Source organism: Beduini sp. (genome assembly GCF_047239305.1).
Taxonomy (GTDB): domain Bacteria; phylum Bacillota_I; class Bacilli_A; order Erysipelotrichales; family Coprobacillaceae; genus Beduini.
The window spans coordinates 1-17,471 of the sequence record NZ_JBKTEM010000019.1 but is presented as its reverse complement, the minus strand read 5'-3'; the positions used below and the strand labels follow the sequence as shown (position 1 = coordinate 17,471).

At 36.2% G+C, this 17,471-nt stretch carries 17 protein-coding genes; 4 read left to right on the top strand and 13 right to left on the bottom strand.

All coding sequences use genetic code 11. The features are described 5' to 3' along the window. Positions 1–3: 3 nt before the first annotated feature. The 6 genes from ACLRVU_RS14730 to ACLRVU_RS14705 form a co-directional block, all read right to left on the bottom strand. Entirely contained in the window at positions 4–792 is a 789-nt protein-coding gene (locus ACLRVU_RS14730; protein WP_412892284.1) for an ABC transporter permease subunit, read from the bottom strand. Beyond that, positions 785–1,696, bottom strand: a complete 912-nt coding sequence (locus ACLRVU_RS14725) for an ATP-binding cassette domain-containing protein (protein ID WP_412892283.1) — start codon at positions 1,694–1,696, stop codon at positions 785–787. Before ACLRVU_RS14725 ends, ACLRVU_RS14730 begins: the two co-directional genes overlap by 8 nt. A 78-nt stretch (positions 1,697–1,774) precedes the next feature. After that, positions 1,775–2,446 (bottom strand): response regulator transcription factor, encoded by a 672-nt coding sequence (locus ACLRVU_RS14720; protein ID WP_412892282.1) that lies wholly within the window; start codon positions 2,444–2,446, stop codon positions 1,775–1,777. Positions 2,447–2,535: 89 nt separating this feature from the next. Continuing rightward, on the bottom strand, positions 2,536–4,404 hold the full coding sequence (locus ACLRVU_RS14715; protein ID WP_412892281.1) for a DUF5696 domain-containing protein: 1,869 nt from the start codon (positions 4,402–4,404) through the stop codon (positions 2,536–2,538). After that, positions 4,394–6,157 carry a M3 family oligoendopeptidase gene (locus ACLRVU_RS14710; RefSeq protein WP_412892280.1) on the bottom strand — a complete coding sequence of 588 codons (1,764 nt, stop codon included), beginning with the start codon at positions 6,155–6,157 and terminating at the stop codon, positions 4,394–4,396. The genes ACLRVU_RS14715 and ACLRVU_RS14710 overlap by 11 nt, the downstream gene beginning before the upstream one ends. An 81-nt stretch (positions 6,158–6,238) precedes the next feature. Continuing rightward, a complete protein-coding gene (locus ACLRVU_RS14705; protein WP_412892279.1) occupies positions 6,239–7,165 on the bottom strand; it encodes an AEC family transporter in 927 nt (308 codons plus the stop codon). A 138-nt stretch (positions 7,166–7,303) separates the two neighbouring features. On the opposite strand from ACLRVU_RS14705, the gene ACLRVU_RS14700 reads away from it, so the two are divergent. Beyond that, entirely contained in the window at positions 7,304–7,801 is a 498-nt protein-coding gene (locus ACLRVU_RS14700) for a GNAT family N-acetyltransferase (protein ID WP_412892278.1), read from the top strand. 106 nt (positions 7,802–7,907) lie between these two features. Here ACLRVU_RS14700 and ACLRVU_RS14695 read toward each other — a convergent pair whose 3' ends face one another. Then, positions 7,908–8,750, bottom strand: coding sequence for a LysR family transcriptional regulator (locus tag ACLRVU_RS14695; RefSeq protein WP_412892277.1), 843 nt, complete (start codon positions 8,748–8,750; stop codon positions 7,908–7,910). Between the two features lie 120 nt (positions 8,751–8,870). Between ACLRVU_RS14695 and ACLRVU_RS14690 the strand changes: the two genes are divergently transcribed. Further along, the gene (locus tag ACLRVU_RS14690; protein WP_412892276.1) at positions 8,871–9,398 is read left to right on the top strand and encodes a DUF4865 family protein; all 528 of its coding nucleotides are present in this window, start codon (positions 8,871–8,873) and stop codon (positions 9,396–9,398) included. 20 nt (positions 9,399–9,418) lie between these two features. Here the strand turns inward: ACLRVU_RS14690 and ACLRVU_RS14685 are convergent, their stop codons facing one another. Both ACLRVU_RS14685 and ACLRVU_RS14680 read right to left on the bottom strand, forming a co-directional pair. After that, the gene (locus ACLRVU_RS14685; RefSeq protein ID WP_412892275.1) at positions 9,419–10,372 is read right to left on the bottom strand and encodes a calcium/sodium antiporter; all 954 of its coding nucleotides are present in this window, start codon (positions 10,370–10,372) and stop codon (positions 9,419–9,421) included. A gap of 56 nt (positions 10,373–10,428) precedes the next feature. Then, positions 10,429–10,908, bottom strand: a complete 480-nt coding sequence (locus ACLRVU_RS14680) for an Lrp/AsnC family transcriptional regulator (RefSeq protein WP_412892274.1) — start codon at positions 10,906–10,908, stop codon at positions 10,429–10,431. 181 nt (positions 10,909–11,089) lie between these two features. On the opposite strand from ACLRVU_RS14680, the gene ACLRVU_RS14675 reads away from it, so the two are divergent. Continuing rightward, positions 11,090–12,490: an aspartate ammonia-lyase gene (locus tag ACLRVU_RS14675; RefSeq protein WP_412892273.1), complete on the top strand. Its 1,401-nt coding sequence runs from the start codon at positions 11,090–11,092 to the stop codon at positions 12,488–12,490. Positions 12,491–12,681: 191 nt separating this feature from the next. Here ACLRVU_RS14675 and ACLRVU_RS14670 read toward each other — a convergent pair whose 3' ends face one another. The 3 genes from ACLRVU_RS14670 to ACLRVU_RS14660 all read right to left on the bottom strand — a co-directional run bounded on the left by ACLRVU_RS14670 (position 12,682) and on the right by ACLRVU_RS14660 (position 15,876). Further along, the gene (locus ACLRVU_RS14670) at positions 12,682–14,511 is read right to left on the bottom strand and encodes a BglG family transcription antiterminator (RefSeq protein WP_412892272.1); all 1,830 of its coding nucleotides are present in this window, start codon (positions 14,509–14,511) and stop codon (positions 12,682–12,684) included. Positions 14,512–14,761: 250 nt separating this feature from the next. Continuing rightward, positions 14,762–15,319, bottom strand: coding sequence for a chromate transporter (locus ACLRVU_RS14665; protein ID WP_412892271.1), 558 nt, complete (start codon positions 15,317–15,319; stop codon positions 14,762–14,764). Further along, on the bottom strand, positions 15,316–15,876 hold the full coding sequence (locus tag ACLRVU_RS14660) for a chromate transporter (protein ID WP_412892270.1): 561 nt from the start codon (positions 15,874–15,876) through the stop codon (positions 15,316–15,318). Before ACLRVU_RS14660 ends, ACLRVU_RS14665 begins: the two co-directional genes overlap by 4 nt. Positions 15,877–15,977: 101 nt before the next feature. On the opposite strand from ACLRVU_RS14660, the gene ACLRVU_RS14655 reads away from it, so the two are divergent. After that, on the top strand, positions 15,978–16,868 hold the full coding sequence (locus ACLRVU_RS14655) for a LysR family transcriptional regulator (protein ID WP_412892269.1): 891 nt from the start codon (positions 15,978–15,980) through the stop codon (positions 16,866–16,868). A 34-nt stretch (positions 16,869–16,902) separates the two neighbouring features. On the opposite strand, the gene ACLRVU_RS14650 is transcribed toward ACLRVU_RS14655, so the two are convergent. Continuing rightward, positions 16,903–17,471: PTS transporter subunit EIIC (locus ACLRVU_RS14650; protein ID WP_412892268.1), on the bottom strand; the 569-nt coding region annotated here is incomplete at its 5' end.

The following is a 17,471-nucleotide window of genomic DNA, read 5'->3' as shown; positions in this document are numbered from 1 at the left end:
TTTTTAAATATCTCTGTGATTGATAACTAAAATACTCAGCACATTGTAAAGAACAATGAAGCCAATTGAACCAAACAGCACACGTATACTTAATACCGGATCATAATACATCGGCATTGACATATACAATTGTGAGATGGTGTAGTTTGATAGATCACTGATGTGCAGTAAATCAAACACTGCATTACATACAATCATTGATAGTCCGGTCGTAACAATAAATGTCAGCAGGATGCCAACCGTTTTATTTCTCGTTAGAGTAGATACAAAGGTCAGCAGAGAAAAAAGTGCGACATTTTGAATGAGCATGATTCCCATATAGCTAATCAGTGCCCCTAAATCACCCCATTCAAACCCTTCTATAAAAAGAAAGCCAAAAGCAGTGGAAATAACATAAGATAAAACAGTGACTACGATACCAAGAAAGAAAGAGACAAGCACTTTATTTAGAATGATCATATTTCTGTTTTTATACATCATGCATGAATTTTTAATATAGCCGGAATTATATTCGCTGCATACGAAGGTTACCATGTAGCTGCCAAAAATCAACATAATGTATTTCGAAGCAAAGCCATAGATAATATGAAGCGGCATATATAAACGAAAATCGATCCAGTTGGAAATGCCAATTTCATGTTCTGTCTGAATTGCCTGAAAACCATATTCGACCTGTGCTCCGCTTTGTGAACGAATACAGATTCCCATAATGATTGTAAATGTTAAGACACTGATATAGAAGTATTTGCTTTTCAACATTCTTCGAATATCCATTTTAAGCAGACTAAGCATGATCCTGCCCCCCTACCTTATTAAGAAAATAGGATTCCAGATCTTGCTTTTGATAATAGATCTGAGATATCTGAATGTTCTGTTTCATCAGCTCCGTATTAATCATCTGACTATCATTTTGGGTAAAGATATGGAGTTCTCCATCTTCCTTGATTTCATAATCTTTGATCCCCAGCTTTTCTTCTAAAATAAACGTTGTCTTTTTTAAATCATTAACTCGCATCGCCAAAAAGCTTTTACATTTTTCAGCGAGTTCTTTTTGCGTAATCTCTTCAATCAATTCCCCATCTTTTATAATTCCATAATGGGTCGCTACTTTATCAAGTTCGCTTAAAATATGACTGCTGATAATAAAGGTCATCCCTTTTTCTTCATTTAATTTTAAAATGGTATTACGTATTTCTCGGATTCCCTCAGGATCTAAACCATTGATTGGTTCATCTAAAATCAATAAATCGGGATTCCCCAGCAATGCCAACGCAATCCCTAAACGCTGTTTCATTCCTAAAGAAAACTGTTTAACCGGCTTTTTATCCTTTGGACTTAGTCCGGACAATATTAACAATGACTCAATCTCCTCTTTATTATTTAAGCCCAGTCCGGTCGCCTTTAACAGCATATTTTCTTTTGCTGACAACTCCGGGTATGCTCCTACATTTTCAATGAGTGCGCCAATACTCCGATACGCTAAATCAAAATCCGGATCATTAAATAATCGAATTTCACCGGAAGTCGGTTTGACAAGTCCGCAGATCATTTTTAAAGCGGTAGATTTCCCAGCCCCGTTTCTTCCTATAAATCCATAAATAGCTCCTTGAGGTACATGCATATTAATCGCATTTACTGCTGTTTGATGTTTAAATTTTTTTGTTAAGCTAATTGTTTCAACAATGTTGTTTTTCATGATTATTCCTCCTTGCAATGTCATTATAGCAAGACGCTTTCAAGGAAGTTGCAAGCAAATCACAAGAAAGTGACAAGATTAAGCATCGGCAAATTTAAAGCCAATGCCCCATACTGTCTGAATATAGTCCTGATCGCTGTATTGACGAAATTTAGCTCGCAGATTACCGATATGCGTGTTAATAATTCTTTCATCTCCGTAGTAGTCATCTTCCCAAGCATATTCATAAATTGCTTGTTTTGTAAACACTTGATTAGGGGATTCCATTAATAAACGAAGGATATTAAATTCATGCTTTGTCAATGCCACTTTATGGTCATCGATCATGAGTTCAACCGTCATCAGATTTAATCGCATATTTTTTATTTGAAGGAGCTGATTGGTGCCACCGTTTCTTTTTCTAAGCTGAACATGCACCCTTGCCAGCACTTCCTTCAAGACAAACGGCTTACATATATAGTCATCTGCTCCCAGCTCCAATACTTCAACACGGGTATCTACCGTATCTTTAGCAGAAAGGATAATCACCGGTGTATCACTTTTCTTCTTAATCTGTGTGAGCAATTCTTCGCCGGTTAATCCTGGCAGCATTAAATCCAACAGGATTAGATCAAATGTTTCACTTTTCAGCAGCAGCAAAGCTTCCGTTCCCGAAAAAGCCTGCATACATGAATAGCCGTCATTTTGCAGGTACTGATATAGCATATCATTGATATCCTGCATATCTTCAACAATTAAGATGGCTGACATCATCATTCCTCCTATCTGTTTTCTAAATATTATAGCATACTCTTTTCTATAGAAAAACACTTCCGTAGAAGTGTTTTAGGATATTTTCATTATTTAGGGTATATGATGTGGTAGTGATTTTCTTTCAAATCCACTTCTACCACGATCCCATTGGCAAAATAACTACGTTGCTTATGCCAGCATCGATCGATAAATTCATGACGCACCATTTCTTCTTTTGCCACTTTTTCCTGCAGCGTGCTGACCACACGATAACGAGCAATTTTATGATCGAGTGCTTGCTGGTAGGATTCGTCAAAGAATGCTCCATCAATATTTGGATAGGCTCCATCTTTATCAAGATAAGCGGCACCCCCATTTAAAAGAGCGTAAAGCATATAATCTTCTTTTCCTTCCGGTTCATCCATGTACCATGGGATGATCAGACAATCATGATAAACAAGATTAAATAAAGGAATGGGTATACCAAGACGCGGTGCATCCGGTGCGCTCATCATAAACTGATAAGGAGCATAATGACAAAAGACTAAAGAACGCATAGCAAAGTCACTCGCTTCTTCCGAGCTTGGCAGAATATTGATCGAATGCAGATAATCGAAACAGGCATTACGATATCGAAGGCATTCTGCCCGATCCATCTTATGCCATGGGTGATAGCATTGATCTGCTTCATTGCAGGTAAATACATCTAAGTAGCTGGCTTCTAAATGAATGCCATGTCTTAAAATTTCTTTAAAATTGCGTTTAACATAATAAGATGCCTGACTGGCACATAGATAGGACTGATGTCCGCCTGCCCAACGGCTCATTTCAAAAATTGAACCATCTTGATGAGTCAAGGCAAAATTCTTATCGAATGTCTCAGCACTGAAATAATAGTCACGGTATTGATCGTGCAGTCCTAACATATAATGACAGTTTTTGATTGTATCGCTTAAAGCTTTTAGACCTTCCCAGCCACCAGCCTCAATGCAAGCCGGCAAATAATCTGGATGCTGATTATCATACCCGGGCTGTGCCCATCCGTCTAAATGAAGATAAAGTTTATTAATGCCCTTTTTATAGTAATTATGAATTTCTTGTTCTCGGATAGAAAAAGGAATCAGCGTGTCATTCTTTTCGGGATTCTCTGCGTCATAAAATTCAGAATCTTCACAGATATGCGTTTTGATGCCTTTATGCACAAATGCAGCTCCAATTAGTTTATCTACCAATGGATTTCTGGCAGCCTTTTCTTTTAGTGTTGTCAATAATCCAATTTCTTTTGCATATTGACGGTATACCTTACATAGTTTTGTTGGATCTGCCTCTTTAATAAAGGTAAAACGAACCACCCGGCGATATTCCATATGCTCAAAACGGGCGAGATGATACATTCCTAAATGCGTATAAGGTCCATTTTGAGGATGATCAATCATATAGCCGCCATCACTTGGGGATAGATGAATCGCTATATAGCCTATCTTATCTTTGACTTGGGCAAACCATGGCATATAAGCAGCACAGCTATTCAGCATGCCATCAAACGGAAGTTTTTGCAGCGGTGTCTCCCATGTATTGGGAATCAAAAGCCCTTGATGATAATTAATCAATGAATAATGATCTTCTTTTCTTTCATCAAACTCCATGAACGCCGGGAAATAAACTTTAGAAACCGCTGTCTCTTCCTTTAAAGGAATCCATTCAAAATAGATATTCTGAGTGCTTTCTTCTACCCAGATGATCGTTTCAAAGCTGACATCTGCATTCTCGAACTCTTCATAGCGAGTACAAATGCCACTGCCTACACCACTTTGATAAGGCGTCTGTGTTATTTGCTTAGCTTCTTCAAAATGAATTTGAGTTTCATCTGCCAATATAAAATAGTGAAAAGAAGAACACCATTTTGTTTCTTCAAACCAAATAGTGAACTGATCTTTTCCTACTTCTAATTCAAGCTGCTGAGTCTTAATGTGCATCTTTGATCAGCTCCTTGAATTCTTCAATATCCTCGATGATCGTCTGCAGTGATGTTTTCCAGAATGCTTTATCCTTTAGATTAATACCAATACTCATGGCAACATCTTCCAGAGTAGCTTTTCCTGTATATGCCAAGAATTGCTCATACTTTTCGGCAAAGCCAGGACCTTCCTCTTTATATTTGGCATACAGTCCTTTCGCTAATAATAAACCAAAGGCATATGGGAAATTATAGAAGTTGCTGTCGGCATAATAATAGTGAGGCTTCCATGTCCACATATAAGGATGCAGATAGTTTTCATCCAATCCGTCTCCATAAGCAGATTTTTGGGCATCTGTCATCAATGTCTTGATACGTTCAACACTTAATGCACTGACAGCACGTTCTTCAAACAAATGCTTTTCAAATAAGAAACGAGAATAGATATCCACGATAACCTGTGTACAGCCGCTGATTTCAGTTTCCAAAATAGCTAAAGCTTCATCACGCCCGGCTTCTTTAATTGCCGCTTTTTTAATGATGGTTTCACTGAACGTTGAAGCCGTTTCTGCGATTGGCATTGGATAATCAGCATTTAATTCGGTTTGTTCTTTTAAACATTCGCCATGGAATCCATGTCCCAATTCATGAGCCAGCGTCACTACATCATTAAAACTGTCTCCATAATTCAATAAGAAACGACTTTGTTTAATAAAATGCAGATTTGAACAGAATGCTCCGCCTACTTTACCGGCTTTCGGATAAACATCGATCCAGCTTTTATGAATTGCTTCATCGGCAAAGGAAGCTAAATGAGAAGAAAAGGTACGAAACTGATTGACAACAAAAGCAGAGCCTTTTTCATAATCAAATTTCATATCGGCATCTACGACCGGTGCGTAGAGTTCATAAAAAGGCAAGCCATTTGAATAGCCAAGGTGAGCCGCCTTTGCTTTTAAATAATTGCGAAATGCCGGCAATGATTCCTCAATAGCTTCTAGCATTACCTCTAAAGTCTCCTGTGACATACGTGATGAGATTAGCGTTCTTTCCAAAGGTGACGCATACCCACGCAAAGCACATTCCGTCAATACTTCCCCTTTGATCCCGTTTAAACAAGCAGCTACCCCTTGTTCAATGCTTTTATAAGAAGCAATTTCAGCTTCATATGCTTTTTTTCTCACTTCTTTATCTTCATCATACGCCATATTAAGCACCATCGTTAAAGGCAGTTCTTTATCATCCACTTTGACTTTATGTGTAGAAATTAACTGATCCTTTAGTTTTGCCCAAGCGTTGCTTCCGGTGTTTCTCATATTGGCAATGATATTTTCTTCTTTTGCGGATAAGCTGTAGCGATCCATTGCAACAATTTCTTTAATGAAAAATTCATGTGTCTGCAGCAATGAAGAACTCTGAATGCAGGCATCAAGATCCTCTATATCAGCGATCCACTTTTCAATCTTTGTCATTGGTTCAACGATATTTGTCAGCATCCCTTCAATAATATCACTGTACTTTAAAGCCTCGGCATTCGTTGTATCGACACTCAATGTCAAAGAAACATAACTTCCTAAACGGCTGGTCAAAGCTGAAAAGTCAGATAATTTCTGAATATATTCTTCTAATCCGTCCACTGCCAATAAACTATGAATACGTGTTTCAAATACTTTAAAATCTTCAATTTTCTTTTTTAATTCCTCGACATCACTTAAAAATGATGAATCTTCAAATGATGGATAAATTTCGGTTAAATCCCAATCTGTCGACATAGTGACACCTCCTTTATTCATTATACACAATCACTTTTCAAATTACACGCATATGACAAATAAAAAGCACACCAAAGTGCGCTAAATTAAAAGAAACGAAACGATTGCCGGGATAGTAACAACCGAGATCAACGTGGTAATAAAGACAGACTTAGCTGCCAGTTCAACATCCCCGCCATATTCCTGACTAAACAGCACCGCACTGTTCGCCACAGGCATTGCCAGCATGATCAGTGTTATGCCTAAAATATAGCTATCCTGAATAAACAATTTCAAGATGGGAAAAGCAATAACCGGTATCAGGATCTGTTTAATAATGGTATAAGGGTAAAGACGAAACTCACTGAAAATAGATTTAACATTAATATTTGCTAATGTTGCCCCGATTAAAAGCATAGCGATCGGAGTTGTGATCGATCCCACCATATCGCAAGTTTCAGCAATGATTGAAGGAGTCTGAATATGTAAGAAATAAATCAGCAATGCAATCAAACAGGCAATGATCCCCGGTGAGCGCAAGTTTTTCAGCTGAAAGCTGGTTTTTGCCCCACTGCCTAGATTGATAAGATAAATACCTATTGTATACACAAAAATATTAAAGATCATATTAAAGATTGCCGTATAAAACACTGCCCCATTTCCAAAAATAGCTTTCATGACCGGAAATCCCATGAATCCAATATTTGAAAAAACGGTCATAAAAATATAAAGTCCGGACTGCTGGTGAGGGACACGCAAAAGTTTCGTAATGATGATCCCTAAAAGCGGCAGCAGCACATACACAATAATGGCTACAACAAAGACAAACAAAACTGTATTGGCATCTTGCAGATTATCATTTCCCATAACAGATGATAAAATTAAAGCCGGTGTCGTCACCGTTAAAAGCAGGGTATTTAACTTTTTATTGAATACCTCATCTAGTACATGTGTCTTCATTAATAAATATCCTAATCCAATGACCATAAAAAGCTGAATCATCTGATTAATCACAACTTGTATATCCATCTTATTCCTCCCAATGATAAGAAATATAGTAGCATTATTTAACGGGTTTCGACTTTATTTTAATATTTAGAAAATCAAACCTCTTTTTGAAATAGAATTGAAATGGGGTATGATATAATAAATAAAGGAGGATATGAGATGGAGCTTATTGAGTATAATGACAATGATCAAGACTTACTGGCAAACATGATTACTGAATTTAGTATCAAGCATTTAGAAATGCTGAAACATCCCTATAAAAAAGAACAGATACTGGCGGAAGCTTATGCTGAAATTCAGAATTATAAAAAAGAACCCTATAAAATATATATGGGAAAAGTAAAGGATAAATTTATTGGCTTTATGATCTTAGAATACCGCAGCAAGCAGGTTTGCTGGATTGAAAATCTGTTTGTTTTAAAGGGACAGCGTAATCAAGGCTATGGCAGTCAAATGATTTCAGAAGCCAAAACGCTGGTTCAAAAGGAAGGCTGTGAAGCCTTATCAATTGACGTTGTTCCCAGAAACTGCGATGCCATCCGTCTCTATTTAAAATTAGGGTTCGATTCATTGAGCATGATCACATTAAGACAGGATTTTAATCAAAGTTATCGTGATCAAAAAATTGATATTTTAGGCAATACCTTTAAATATTAATAAAAAACTTTAAGATTCTTTAATACAGGCTTATAAAAGCAGACAACAAAAATAATTCATCGAGTCTATAAGGCTCGACCTGTAATATATCTTAAAGTTTTTAATATTAAACAGATAACTCTTTTTCTACAATAGATTTTAGTAAGTGATAATCAAAAGGAGATTTATTTTGAGGAATCCACATTGATATATTAGTTTCAGGCAAATCCTCTGCAACGAAGCAATGGAGATTTTCTTGGCTGACTATCAGCTTTTGGGGTAACAGAGAAATTCCACCCTCTACAAAGACTGTCCGCACGATGGCTTCTACAGTATCCATCTCTATAAGAATAGGCTGAGTCGTATGATGAGTTTGCCACCAGTTCAAAAGAACACTGCGATAAGGACAGCTTTCAACGTTATTAACAATAAGTGGATATTTTTTAAAATCGGCAAACGTCTGACAACTGACAGGAGCAATGAAAACTAAATTCTCTTTTATTTGATATATCTTTTGAGCTCCACTGAACATAGAGGAACGATTGGTGATCACACAATCCAACTGTTCATGAGCGAGCCGGTATTCTAATTCTTCTTGCTGAAGAGTCATGATTGAAAAAGAAATATGTGGATACTGATGCTGATAAGCCTGAATACATTTAGGAATAAGATATCCAGCAAGTGTCTGAGTTGTACCGATTCTTAATGTTTCAGGACGGTTTTGAAAAGAGGTCAACGTCTGATCCATCAACAAAAGAATCTGTTCTGCCTGAACAAGCAAAGCTTCCCCATCCTTAGTTAATGAAACCCCATTACTGTGACGAATAAATAAGGTAGTATTGAGTGTTGATTCCAGCTTTTTTATATGAGCGGTTATATTGGATTGAACATAGCCCATATTTTTAGCTGCTTTGGAAATAGATTGAGTATATGCCACTTCTTTAAATATTCTTAAATCTAAACTTTCCATTCAAATTCCCCCTATCATTTTAAATGATATCTGTCATCATTACCAACTATTATACAGAAGATAAAAACGAAAGTATAATGGAATTGTAAAGGAAAACCCCTTTAACAGAAAGAAGGAAAAATGATGATCGCTATGCAATATAAAATCGTATTACCTAATGACTATGACATGAAAAGGATTTACCAAAGAGTTGCCGATAATGGAAACAAAACAGATGGTTTTAGAGATTTACTATTCAAAGCCTACCTTGTTGCCAATAAAGAAAATACGCATCACTGCCAAAACGAATATTCACCTCTTTATGTATGGAAAAGTAATGAAGGCATGAATACATTTATCTTCAATGGCTTTTATAATAATATTCTTCAATCATTTGGCTGGCAGACCATTCATATATACGTTGTGCTTCACTGTCATTTAGAACCCGATTTTAACACCTCTAAATATGTGCTGGCTTATGAGAGAAAAATAAACCCGGCTTCAAGCATGAAAGCCCCTGCCTTTTCCTATAGCCCCAAAGATTGTACGGGTAAAGTCTTAGTTTATAGTCCTGAAACTTGGAGTTATGTAGAATACTATTTTTTCTTTGTTCTCCCAAAAATATGTTCTGATGGCAGACTTTACAATCTTCTGCACCTATCTTTATAGAAAAGGAGAGCCAAGCTCTCCTATTTCATCATTAAAAACACAAAATACACAGCATAACTGATTAACATCATTGCTCCGCTGGCACGATTCAGAATCCTTTTTCTTCCACACGTAACATAAAGCAATACTGCTGATAAAATCGCAATAACCGTATCCACCAAGAATGCCTGACCATAAGGAATCGCGGTTGGCGATACCAATCCGGCAATCCCTAATACAAATAGGATATTAAAGATATTGCTGCCGACAATGTTGCCGATCGCAATTTCATTATTGCCTTTGCGAACAGCGGTTACCGAAGTAATCAATTCCGGCAAAGAAGTTCCAAAAGCGACGACAGTTAATCCGATGACACGATCACTGACTCCAAAAGCACTGGCGATGGTCTTTGCTGAATCAACAGTTAAATGACTGCCTGCCACAATAAAGAATAATCCAATTAAAATAAACAGTAACAATTTAGGAAGGGTATCTTTTTCTTCTAATAATACAATCTCCTCTGATTCTTCTTCATCACTATTTTTTGCAAGTCTGAATAAATAAAATAGAAACAAGCCAAATAACCCGATTAAAATTAAAGCGTCAGCATGACTTAGACTATTTCCTAACCATCCCAGTCCTAAGAGGACAGCGGTAATTAAAATCACAAACGGAATCTCATAATGATAGGTGCTGCGATTCACTTTCAGATTATGAATTAAAGAACACACTCCTAATACTAATAAAATATTAAGAATGTTGCTTCCGACGATATTACCGATCGTTATTCCGGAAGCATTGTTAAATGCTGCAGTAATGCTGATTGCGGCTTCAGGAGCGCTGGTTCCCATTGCCACAATGGTCAATCCAATAACAAGCATCGGAATATGGAACTTTTGAGCGATCTTGCTTGCAGCTATCACAAAGATATCCGCCCCTTTAATAAGTCCATAAAATCCAATGATTAAAATGCCAACTGCAATCAATAACTCCATTTTGATTCCTCCACTTAAAAATGACTAATGCTTACGCACAGTCATATATAAATAAATCATAGCATATGTGTTGATGACTTGTCTATCTTCTTTTTGTGTGACTTAGAAATACCGGCTTGTCTTGGCTCGACAATGGTCGAAAACACGATTTGTGTCATCGTATCGCCAAACTTCTGCAGCTTGCCTATAAACAAATCCAGCTTCTGCGTACTGTCAAAAGCCACCTTGATTAGCATCGAATAATCCCCCGTAACACAGCAGCATTCCAAAACATTCGGAATTTTCGCAATAAACTCATAAAACTCCGGTTTCCTTGATGGTTTCATTGCTACATGAATGAAAGCTTTGATCGGATAGCCTGCCTTATCTAAATCCAGCTGTGCCTGATATCCATGCAGAAATCCATGCTCCTCGAGCTTTTCGATACGCGTTGAAACTGCCGGTGATGATAAATTGACAATTGCCGAAATCTGTTTAATTGAGATACGCCCATTTTTAGCTAAAAGGTTTAATATCTCGGCATCAATTTCATCCATTATTTCGCCCCCTCTTAATATGATAAGTGTACTACATTTAATTAATAATTTAAAGGCTGAACTTTATTAAATTAAGTTACGTCCGCCAATTTTAAACAATATTTTAAGTTTGAGTTAAACTATTTACGTTCTTCGAGTGAAGTGGTAAAGTCATACCATCACAGATGAGGGGGATTTAAAAATGAACACAAGATTAGAAAGTGACTCAATCGGTGCAATGGAGGTACCCAGTGATGCTTATTATGGGATCCATTCACTTAGAGGAAAAATAAACTTTCCGATTACCAACAAACAATTATCTAAAGAAATGATCATTTCTTTAGCTGAAATAAAAAGTGCTGCTGCTCAGGCGAACTATCTAGCCGGAACACTGGATGAAGAAAAAAAGAACGCCATTGTTAAAGCCTGCAATGAAATCATCGAAGGAAGATGGCATGAGCAATTTATTGTAGATCCTATTCAAGGTGGGGCCGGAACTTCAACAAACATGAATGCTAACGAAGTGATCGCCAACCGTGCTATTGAAATCCTAGGGGGAACATTAGGTGATTATTCAATGATCCATCCTAATGATCATGTTAATATGGCACAATCTACAAATGATGTATATCCAACATCAGGAAAATTAACGATTTTAAAATTATTGCCATTATTGTTAGCGGAATTAGAACGTTTATCAACATCTCTGCAAAATAAGGCGATTGAATTTGACGGCATTATCAAAATGGGGCGTACTCAGCTGCAAGATGCAGTCCCTATTCGTTTAGGTCAGTCATTCAATGCTTTTAATTCAGTGATCAAAAGAGATATTAAACGTATCAAAGCTGTTGAAGAAGATATGCGTGTTTTAAACATCGGCGGAACAGCGGTCGGTACGGCGATCAATGTAGACCCTGTTTATTTAGACACCATTGTCTCACTGTTATCAAAAGTAACGGGAGAACCCTTAGTTCAGGCAGAGGATCTCATTGATGCAACCCAAAATTTAGATGGGTTCGTTCATGTTTCCGGTGCTATCAAAACATGTGCTGTTAACTTATCGAAGATGGCAAATGACCTGCGTTTATTATCCAGTGGTCCTAAAACCGGAGTAGCAGAAATCAATTTGCCCCCAATGCAGAATGGATCTTCTATCATGCCGGGAAAAGTAAATCCGGTTATTCCCGAAGTAGTTACACAGGTCGCTTTCAATATTATCGGCAACGATATGACAGTAACGATGGCAGCTGAAGCCGGACAAATGGAATTAAATGCTTTTGAACCGATCTTATTTTATAATTTATTTGAAGGAATCACGACCTTGACCGGAGCTATTCAAACATTTATTGATCATTGTATTTCCGGAATTACAGCGAATAAAGAACGCTGTGAAGATTTATTAAATCAAAGTGTTGGAACGGTCACCGCATTATGTCCATATATTGGGTATAAAAAAGCTGCTGATTTAGCTAAACGTTCTTTAAAAAGTGGAAAGAGAGTAAAGGATCTGCTTGTCGAAGAACATATTTTAGAACAAAACGAGTTAGAAAAAATATTGAATCCGGAAAAAATGACAGAACCGGTTCATTCTACTATGCGCTAATTAAAGAATCCGTGAGGATTCTTTTTTTAATATCAAAAATTCATAAGTACCGCCATTTGATTTGCGAGTGATGACGGCTTCTCCCCATTTCCTTCATAATTTTTCTGTCTGAACAGCAGCTCAAACCACTTTTATTACTTATACTTTCAGTAATAAAAAAATACAGAGAATACTCTGCATTGAATTGACAATCAGTGATGATCCAAATATTGGATAAAGCTGTCATAATCTGATTGCTCATAAATATCAATAATATGTTCAAATGTATCAAATATTTCTTGTAACATCAGCAGCATAGTTTTTTTATCCTGATCATTCTTATATAAAACAGTAATCAGGATATGCACCGGAAAAGGTACTTCTAACTCAATTGCTCCATTCAAAGAGATAAAAACAATCTGAGAAGCAGCGGCATAATGATCCACCGGGCAAAGCAGAGCGATGGATCCCTCTTTTGTTATTGGGGCCAGCTTGACTCTTTCCTCGATCACCGAAGCTGCATTATCGATCATTTTATAATCATTAAGATGTGACACTAAAAAATTAAATAGCTGATCCGTATTTTTAAACTTCTTATTTACAAAGAAGTTTTCAGGCGAAAAGAATGTCTGTACATCACTCAGCAGTTCATATTTACGTTTTCTTTGAAGATAACTTTCCTGATTCGTATAAATAGGTAAATTCTTGACAAAGCCATTATCATAAATCTGAAAAATCGGCAAAGAAACCATAATCACCGAATAATGATCAAGTTTAAATGGCTCAAAAGTAAAGATCAAATCCGGCTTAAATGCCCGAATTTTATCTTGATCTTTAAAAGTGAATGAAGCTAATATTTCATTAGATTGTTCATTTTTAAACAACGAGATAAACAATTCTGCGGTAAGATCAAAACGTGGCACTGCAATGGCAATCTTTGTCTTCTTTCCATAGTATTGAATATTCGCATTCTGCAAAAACAAACAAAAATACAAAGCCAACATGCCTGTTTCTTCTTCATAAATCTCTTGATGAGGGAAAAAGTATTGGATAAACTCGAGACTGATTTCATAACCTAAAGAACTATTCAGACGATAGTAGGCAAATCCTATATTGGTATGCTGATAATGCTCATGAATACGTTTATTTAAATAAAGCAAATGTTTTAAGAATTGTTCATATAAAATAAAGTTCAATGTTAAATCGCATTGATATTTTTCTATCATTCTCTGATTAAAGTGAGTAAGCCGTTCTCGAATCGTTAATTCCAATCCATCGCTGGGAAGAATTACCGTCATTGTTAATAAATCAGCAAAATAACAAACTTCTTTAGAGTTAAGTGAATCTAAGTTTTCTGTCTTATTAAAAATATCTGTCGCCACATTGACAGCAAGCAGTGGCAGACTTTTTTCATCAATATCGATCAAACATGCTGTTTCTGTTTGTCTTGTGATGATTAAGCCTAAATAATGACTTAAAAAACGGATAACATTCTCATTATATTGAATTTCATAAACATCAAAAGTATCTTGAATATTTTTCTGATGAATAGGATTTAGTTCCATATAAATCCCAGTATCAATCATTAATTTTCTTTTTTGATATTCAGATCCGGTAATGTATAACCCTAAATAAGGTTTAGAAAGAATCTGTAATCCATATTTGCCTAATTTTTCTTTTAAATGTTTAATCGTTTTATTAATGGTTCCTTTACTGACATAATAGCGGCTGCACAGTTCATCTATTTTTATAAAAGGAGACTGAAACAATTCAGACAGAATATCAAATTCTATGCTTTTTAAAGCGTATTCTTTTTTTAATAAAACATTTTTTGAAAATAAAGTCTGATCTTCAATGATTAATTGATATCCAACCGAACGAATTAAATCGATATGACAGCCCAATGTTTCACTTTGATCGTTAGCCTCGGCAATAATCGTACGTATTGTACGGTCACTTAAAGCGGTTATATAGGATAATTCACGTAATGATAATACTCTTGAATGACTATACAGAAATCTTAAAAACTCAATGATATTCATTGTTTTTTTCCTCCGTATTATTATATATACGAGAAATAGATAAAAAAATCAATGCACATCCACAATCTCGCAACAATTTTTACATTATATAACTTATATAAGAGTAATTTCATTATCCCTGATCATACAGTGATCTAAATAAAACAAGACGTATATTTTCCATAATGAATCTACTGAACTTTCAACTTCCAGTCCTTTTTTATTTTCAGCATGTGATATGAATGATGTCTTTCTGATAAATTCGAATATCTCATACTAATATTCCCCCTATCATATAAAAGACAACTTTAGCCACTCCGCACATGACCATGACTGCAATTGGATTCCATTTTTTATACTGCAGCAATATTACTGCTGCAATAAATAAAAACACCATATCTAAATGCAGAGTAGCTGTATTATTGAAAAAAGCGGTATTTAAAATTGCGACACCGGCAGTTGCAATCATGGCTACAACGGCAGGTCGAAGAGATCCTAAAATACCCTGAAGCAAAGACATTTTACGATATTTTAAATAGATGTAAGCTAACGCTGAAACAATGATGCAGGAAGGCAGAATACACCCTAAAGTTGCGACAATGGCACCGCCAAATCCAGCTACTTTCAGACCAACGAATGTAGCAGAGTTTATTGCGATTGGTCCCGGTGTCATTTGTGAAATCGTGATTAGATCAGTGAACTCTCCAAGAGACAGCCATTGATGAAATGAAACGATCTGATCTTGAATCAACGGAAGTGCTGCATACCCACCACCAAAGCTGAATAACCCGATTTTAAGAAAACTTATAAATAGTTGAATAAAGATCATAGTATCCCTCTCTTTCTTTGATACAGAGCCTGTACAGTGCCAAATAAAGCACAGCTGATGACCACATACATCACATTCACGTTAAAACAATATGTCGCGATAAAAGCAAGTGCCATAATGACTAAAGAAATCCGGTTCTTCTCTTTAACAATCCCCACTGCCATATCATAGACTACTGAAGCAATCACCGCTCCTACTCCTGCCTGCATCCCTTCCAACATTAATTTCACAAAAATATTAGATTGAAATGCAACATAAAAATAAGAGATAACGGAAATAATCACAAACGGCGGCAGAATTGTCGCAATAATAGATACGATTACCCCAGCAAAACCAGCTAATTTATATCCCACTACTATGGCACCATTGACCGCGATAGCCCCCGGTGAAGACTGGGCAATAGCCACTAGATCCAACATTTCTTTTTCATCTATCCAGCCATAATCATCAACAAACTTTTTCTTCATCAAAGTTACGATGACATAGCCCCCACCAAAGGTGAAGGCACTTAAATATAGTGTCGAAAAGAAAATTTTCTTCAATCTTTTTAATTTCATTTTTTTAATCCCCCTTATTTGAATGATATGTCGTCTTGATTCATTTGTAAAATAGTATTATTATATGAAATAGATAGGTATTTACCTATAAGGAGGATACAATGACATTACGCCATCTTAAAATATTCGTTTTAGTATATCAGCTGCAAAATATCACGAAAGCAGCTAAAACGCTGCACATTGCTCAGCCCTCTGTCAGTATAGCAATCAAAGAATTGGAAAATTATTATGGAATTATACTTTTTGACCGCATCAATAAACGCATATACCCAACACAGGTCGCACATAATCTTTATGGCTATGCTATCCATATCATTGATTTGTATGAAGAAATGGAAGTTAACATAAAAAATTGGGAGGACGATAGTCCTCTTAAGATCGGCTGCAGTATTACGATCGGAAACTTTATTTTTCCACAGCTTATTAAAGTATGGCAAAAAAAACTGCCAAAAATTAAATTTAAAATCGTTATTAATAATTCTCAGATTATTGAAGATCTCTTATTAAATAACGAAATTGATATTGCCTTAATCGAAGGAGAAGGAACCCATCTAGAACAGCTTATTCAAACCCCTTTTCTAAGTGATCGGCTCTGTCTGATTGCTTGTCCTAATCACCCCCTAACCAAAATCAAAAGTATTTCTCTTGAAAAACTGATAACTTTTCCATTTTTATTACGTGAGTCAGGAAGTGGGGTCAGAGGATTAATCGATGCCTTATTTCTAACGCACCATATCCAGCTAGAACCGATTCTTGAAAGTGCCAGCACTCAGGCTATTGTAAGAGCCGTCCATGAAAATATTGGCATATCGATTCTGCCTTATTTAATGGTAAAAGAGGATATCGCTAAAGGCACAGTGATCGAATTGCCATTAAAAGATTTAGACCTATCCCGTCAATTTTCCATCATTCACCATAAAAACAAATATCTAACTCGTCATACCTTGCAGTTTATTAAAATCTGTCAGATATGGGCTGAAAACAAGACATAAAAAAGAGCGGTAGTTTTCACTACTCGCTCATTTTTTATTCTGCGTTGGCGTTTTGTTTGTTTGATACCATTACGAATGGTGTCCAAAGAATAACTAATCCAACAATTTCAATTACTTGGTAAATGGCAGATTTAATACCTCCACCTGTTGCTAAGAATGGATATAAAACTGGTGGTGTTACCCAAGGCGCTGATAAACAAACTCTTTCAATAATACCGATATCCATCAAAATGTAAGACAATATAGCTAAGATCACTGGACCTGCTACGAATGGCAACATATAGATTGGGTTCATTACGATTGGTACACCAAATGTGATTGGTTCGTTGATTTCGAATAATCCTGGTGCTACTGAGATTCCGATAACAGTACGTTCTGCTTGTACTTTACCGAAAATTAAGATTGCAATAATTAAACCGATAGTAGATCCTGATCCACCAATAGTAGAATAAACCCCAACACCATTAATGATATTAGGAATTTCTGTTCCAGTTTTTCCTGCTTCATAGGCTTGAGTATTTTCTAATAATAATGGTGTAAAGATTGGAGTTGTTACTGATCCTACAATGTTTGCCCCATGTAATCCGAATACCCATAAGAAGT

Bases quoted from the DNA above. Each gene is read 5' to 3' on its own strand.
- ACLRVU_RS14715 (WP_412892281.1), bottom strand. From the start codon at position 4,404: ATGCACATTAAGACTCAGCAGCTTGAATTAGAAGTAGGAAAAGATCAG.
- ACLRVU_RS14670 (WP_412892272.1), bottom strand. From the start codon at position 14,511: ATGAATATCATTGAGTTTTTAAGATTTCTGTATAGTCATTCAAGAGTA.
- ACLRVU_RS14655 (WP_412892269.1), top strand. From the start codon at position 15,978: ATGACATTACGCCATCTTAAAATATTCGTTTTAGTATATCAGCTGCAA.
- ACLRVU_RS14705 (WP_412892279.1), bottom strand. From the start codon at position 7,165: ATGGATATACAAGTTGTGATTAATCAGATGATTCAGCTTTTTATGGTC.
- ACLRVU_RS14725 (WP_412892283.1), bottom strand. From the start codon at position 1,696: ATGAAAAACAACATTGTTGAAACAATTAGCTTAACAAAAAAATTTAAA.
- ACLRVU_RS14685 (WP_412892275.1), bottom strand. From the start codon at position 10,372: ATGGAGTTATTGATTGCAGTTGGCATTTTAATCATTGGATTTTATGGA.
- ACLRVU_RS14695 (WP_412892277.1), bottom strand. From the start codon at position 8,750: ATGGAAAGTTTAGATTTAAGAATATTTAAAGAAGTGGCATATACTCAA.
- ACLRVU_RS14675 (WP_412892273.1), top strand. From the start codon at position 11,090: ATGAACACAAGATTAGAAAGTGACTCAATCGGTGCAATGGAGGTACCC.
- ACLRVU_RS14665 (WP_412892271.1), bottom strand. From the start codon at position 15,319: ATGATCTTTATTCAACTATTTATAAGTTTTCTTAAAATCGGGTTATTC.
- ACLRVU_RS14710 (WP_412892280.1), bottom strand. From the start codon at position 6,157: ATGTCGACAGATTGGGATTTAACCGAAATTTATCCATCATTTGAAGAT.
- ACLRVU_RS14690 (WP_412892276.1), top strand. From the start codon at position 8,871: ATGATGATCGCTATGCAATATAAAATCGTATTACCTAATGACTATGAC.
- ACLRVU_RS14720 (WP_412892282.1), bottom strand. From the start codon at position 2,446: ATGTCAGCCATCTTAATTGTTGAAGATATGCAGGATATCAATGATATG.
- ACLRVU_RS14680 (WP_412892274.1), bottom strand. From the start codon at position 10,908: ATGGATGAAATTGATGCCGAGATATTAAACCTTTTAGCTAAAAATGGG.
- ACLRVU_RS14700 (WP_412892278.1), top strand. From the start codon at position 7,304: ATGGAGCTTATTGAGTATAATGACAATGATCAAGACTTACTGGCAAAC.
- ACLRVU_RS14730 (WP_412892284.1), bottom strand. From the start codon at position 792: ATGCTTAGTCTGCTTAAAATGGATATTCGAAGAATGTTGAAAAGCAAA.
- ACLRVU_RS14660 (WP_412892270.1), bottom strand. From the start codon at position 15,876: ATGAAATTAAAAAGATTGAAGAAAATTTTCTTTTCGACACTATATTTA.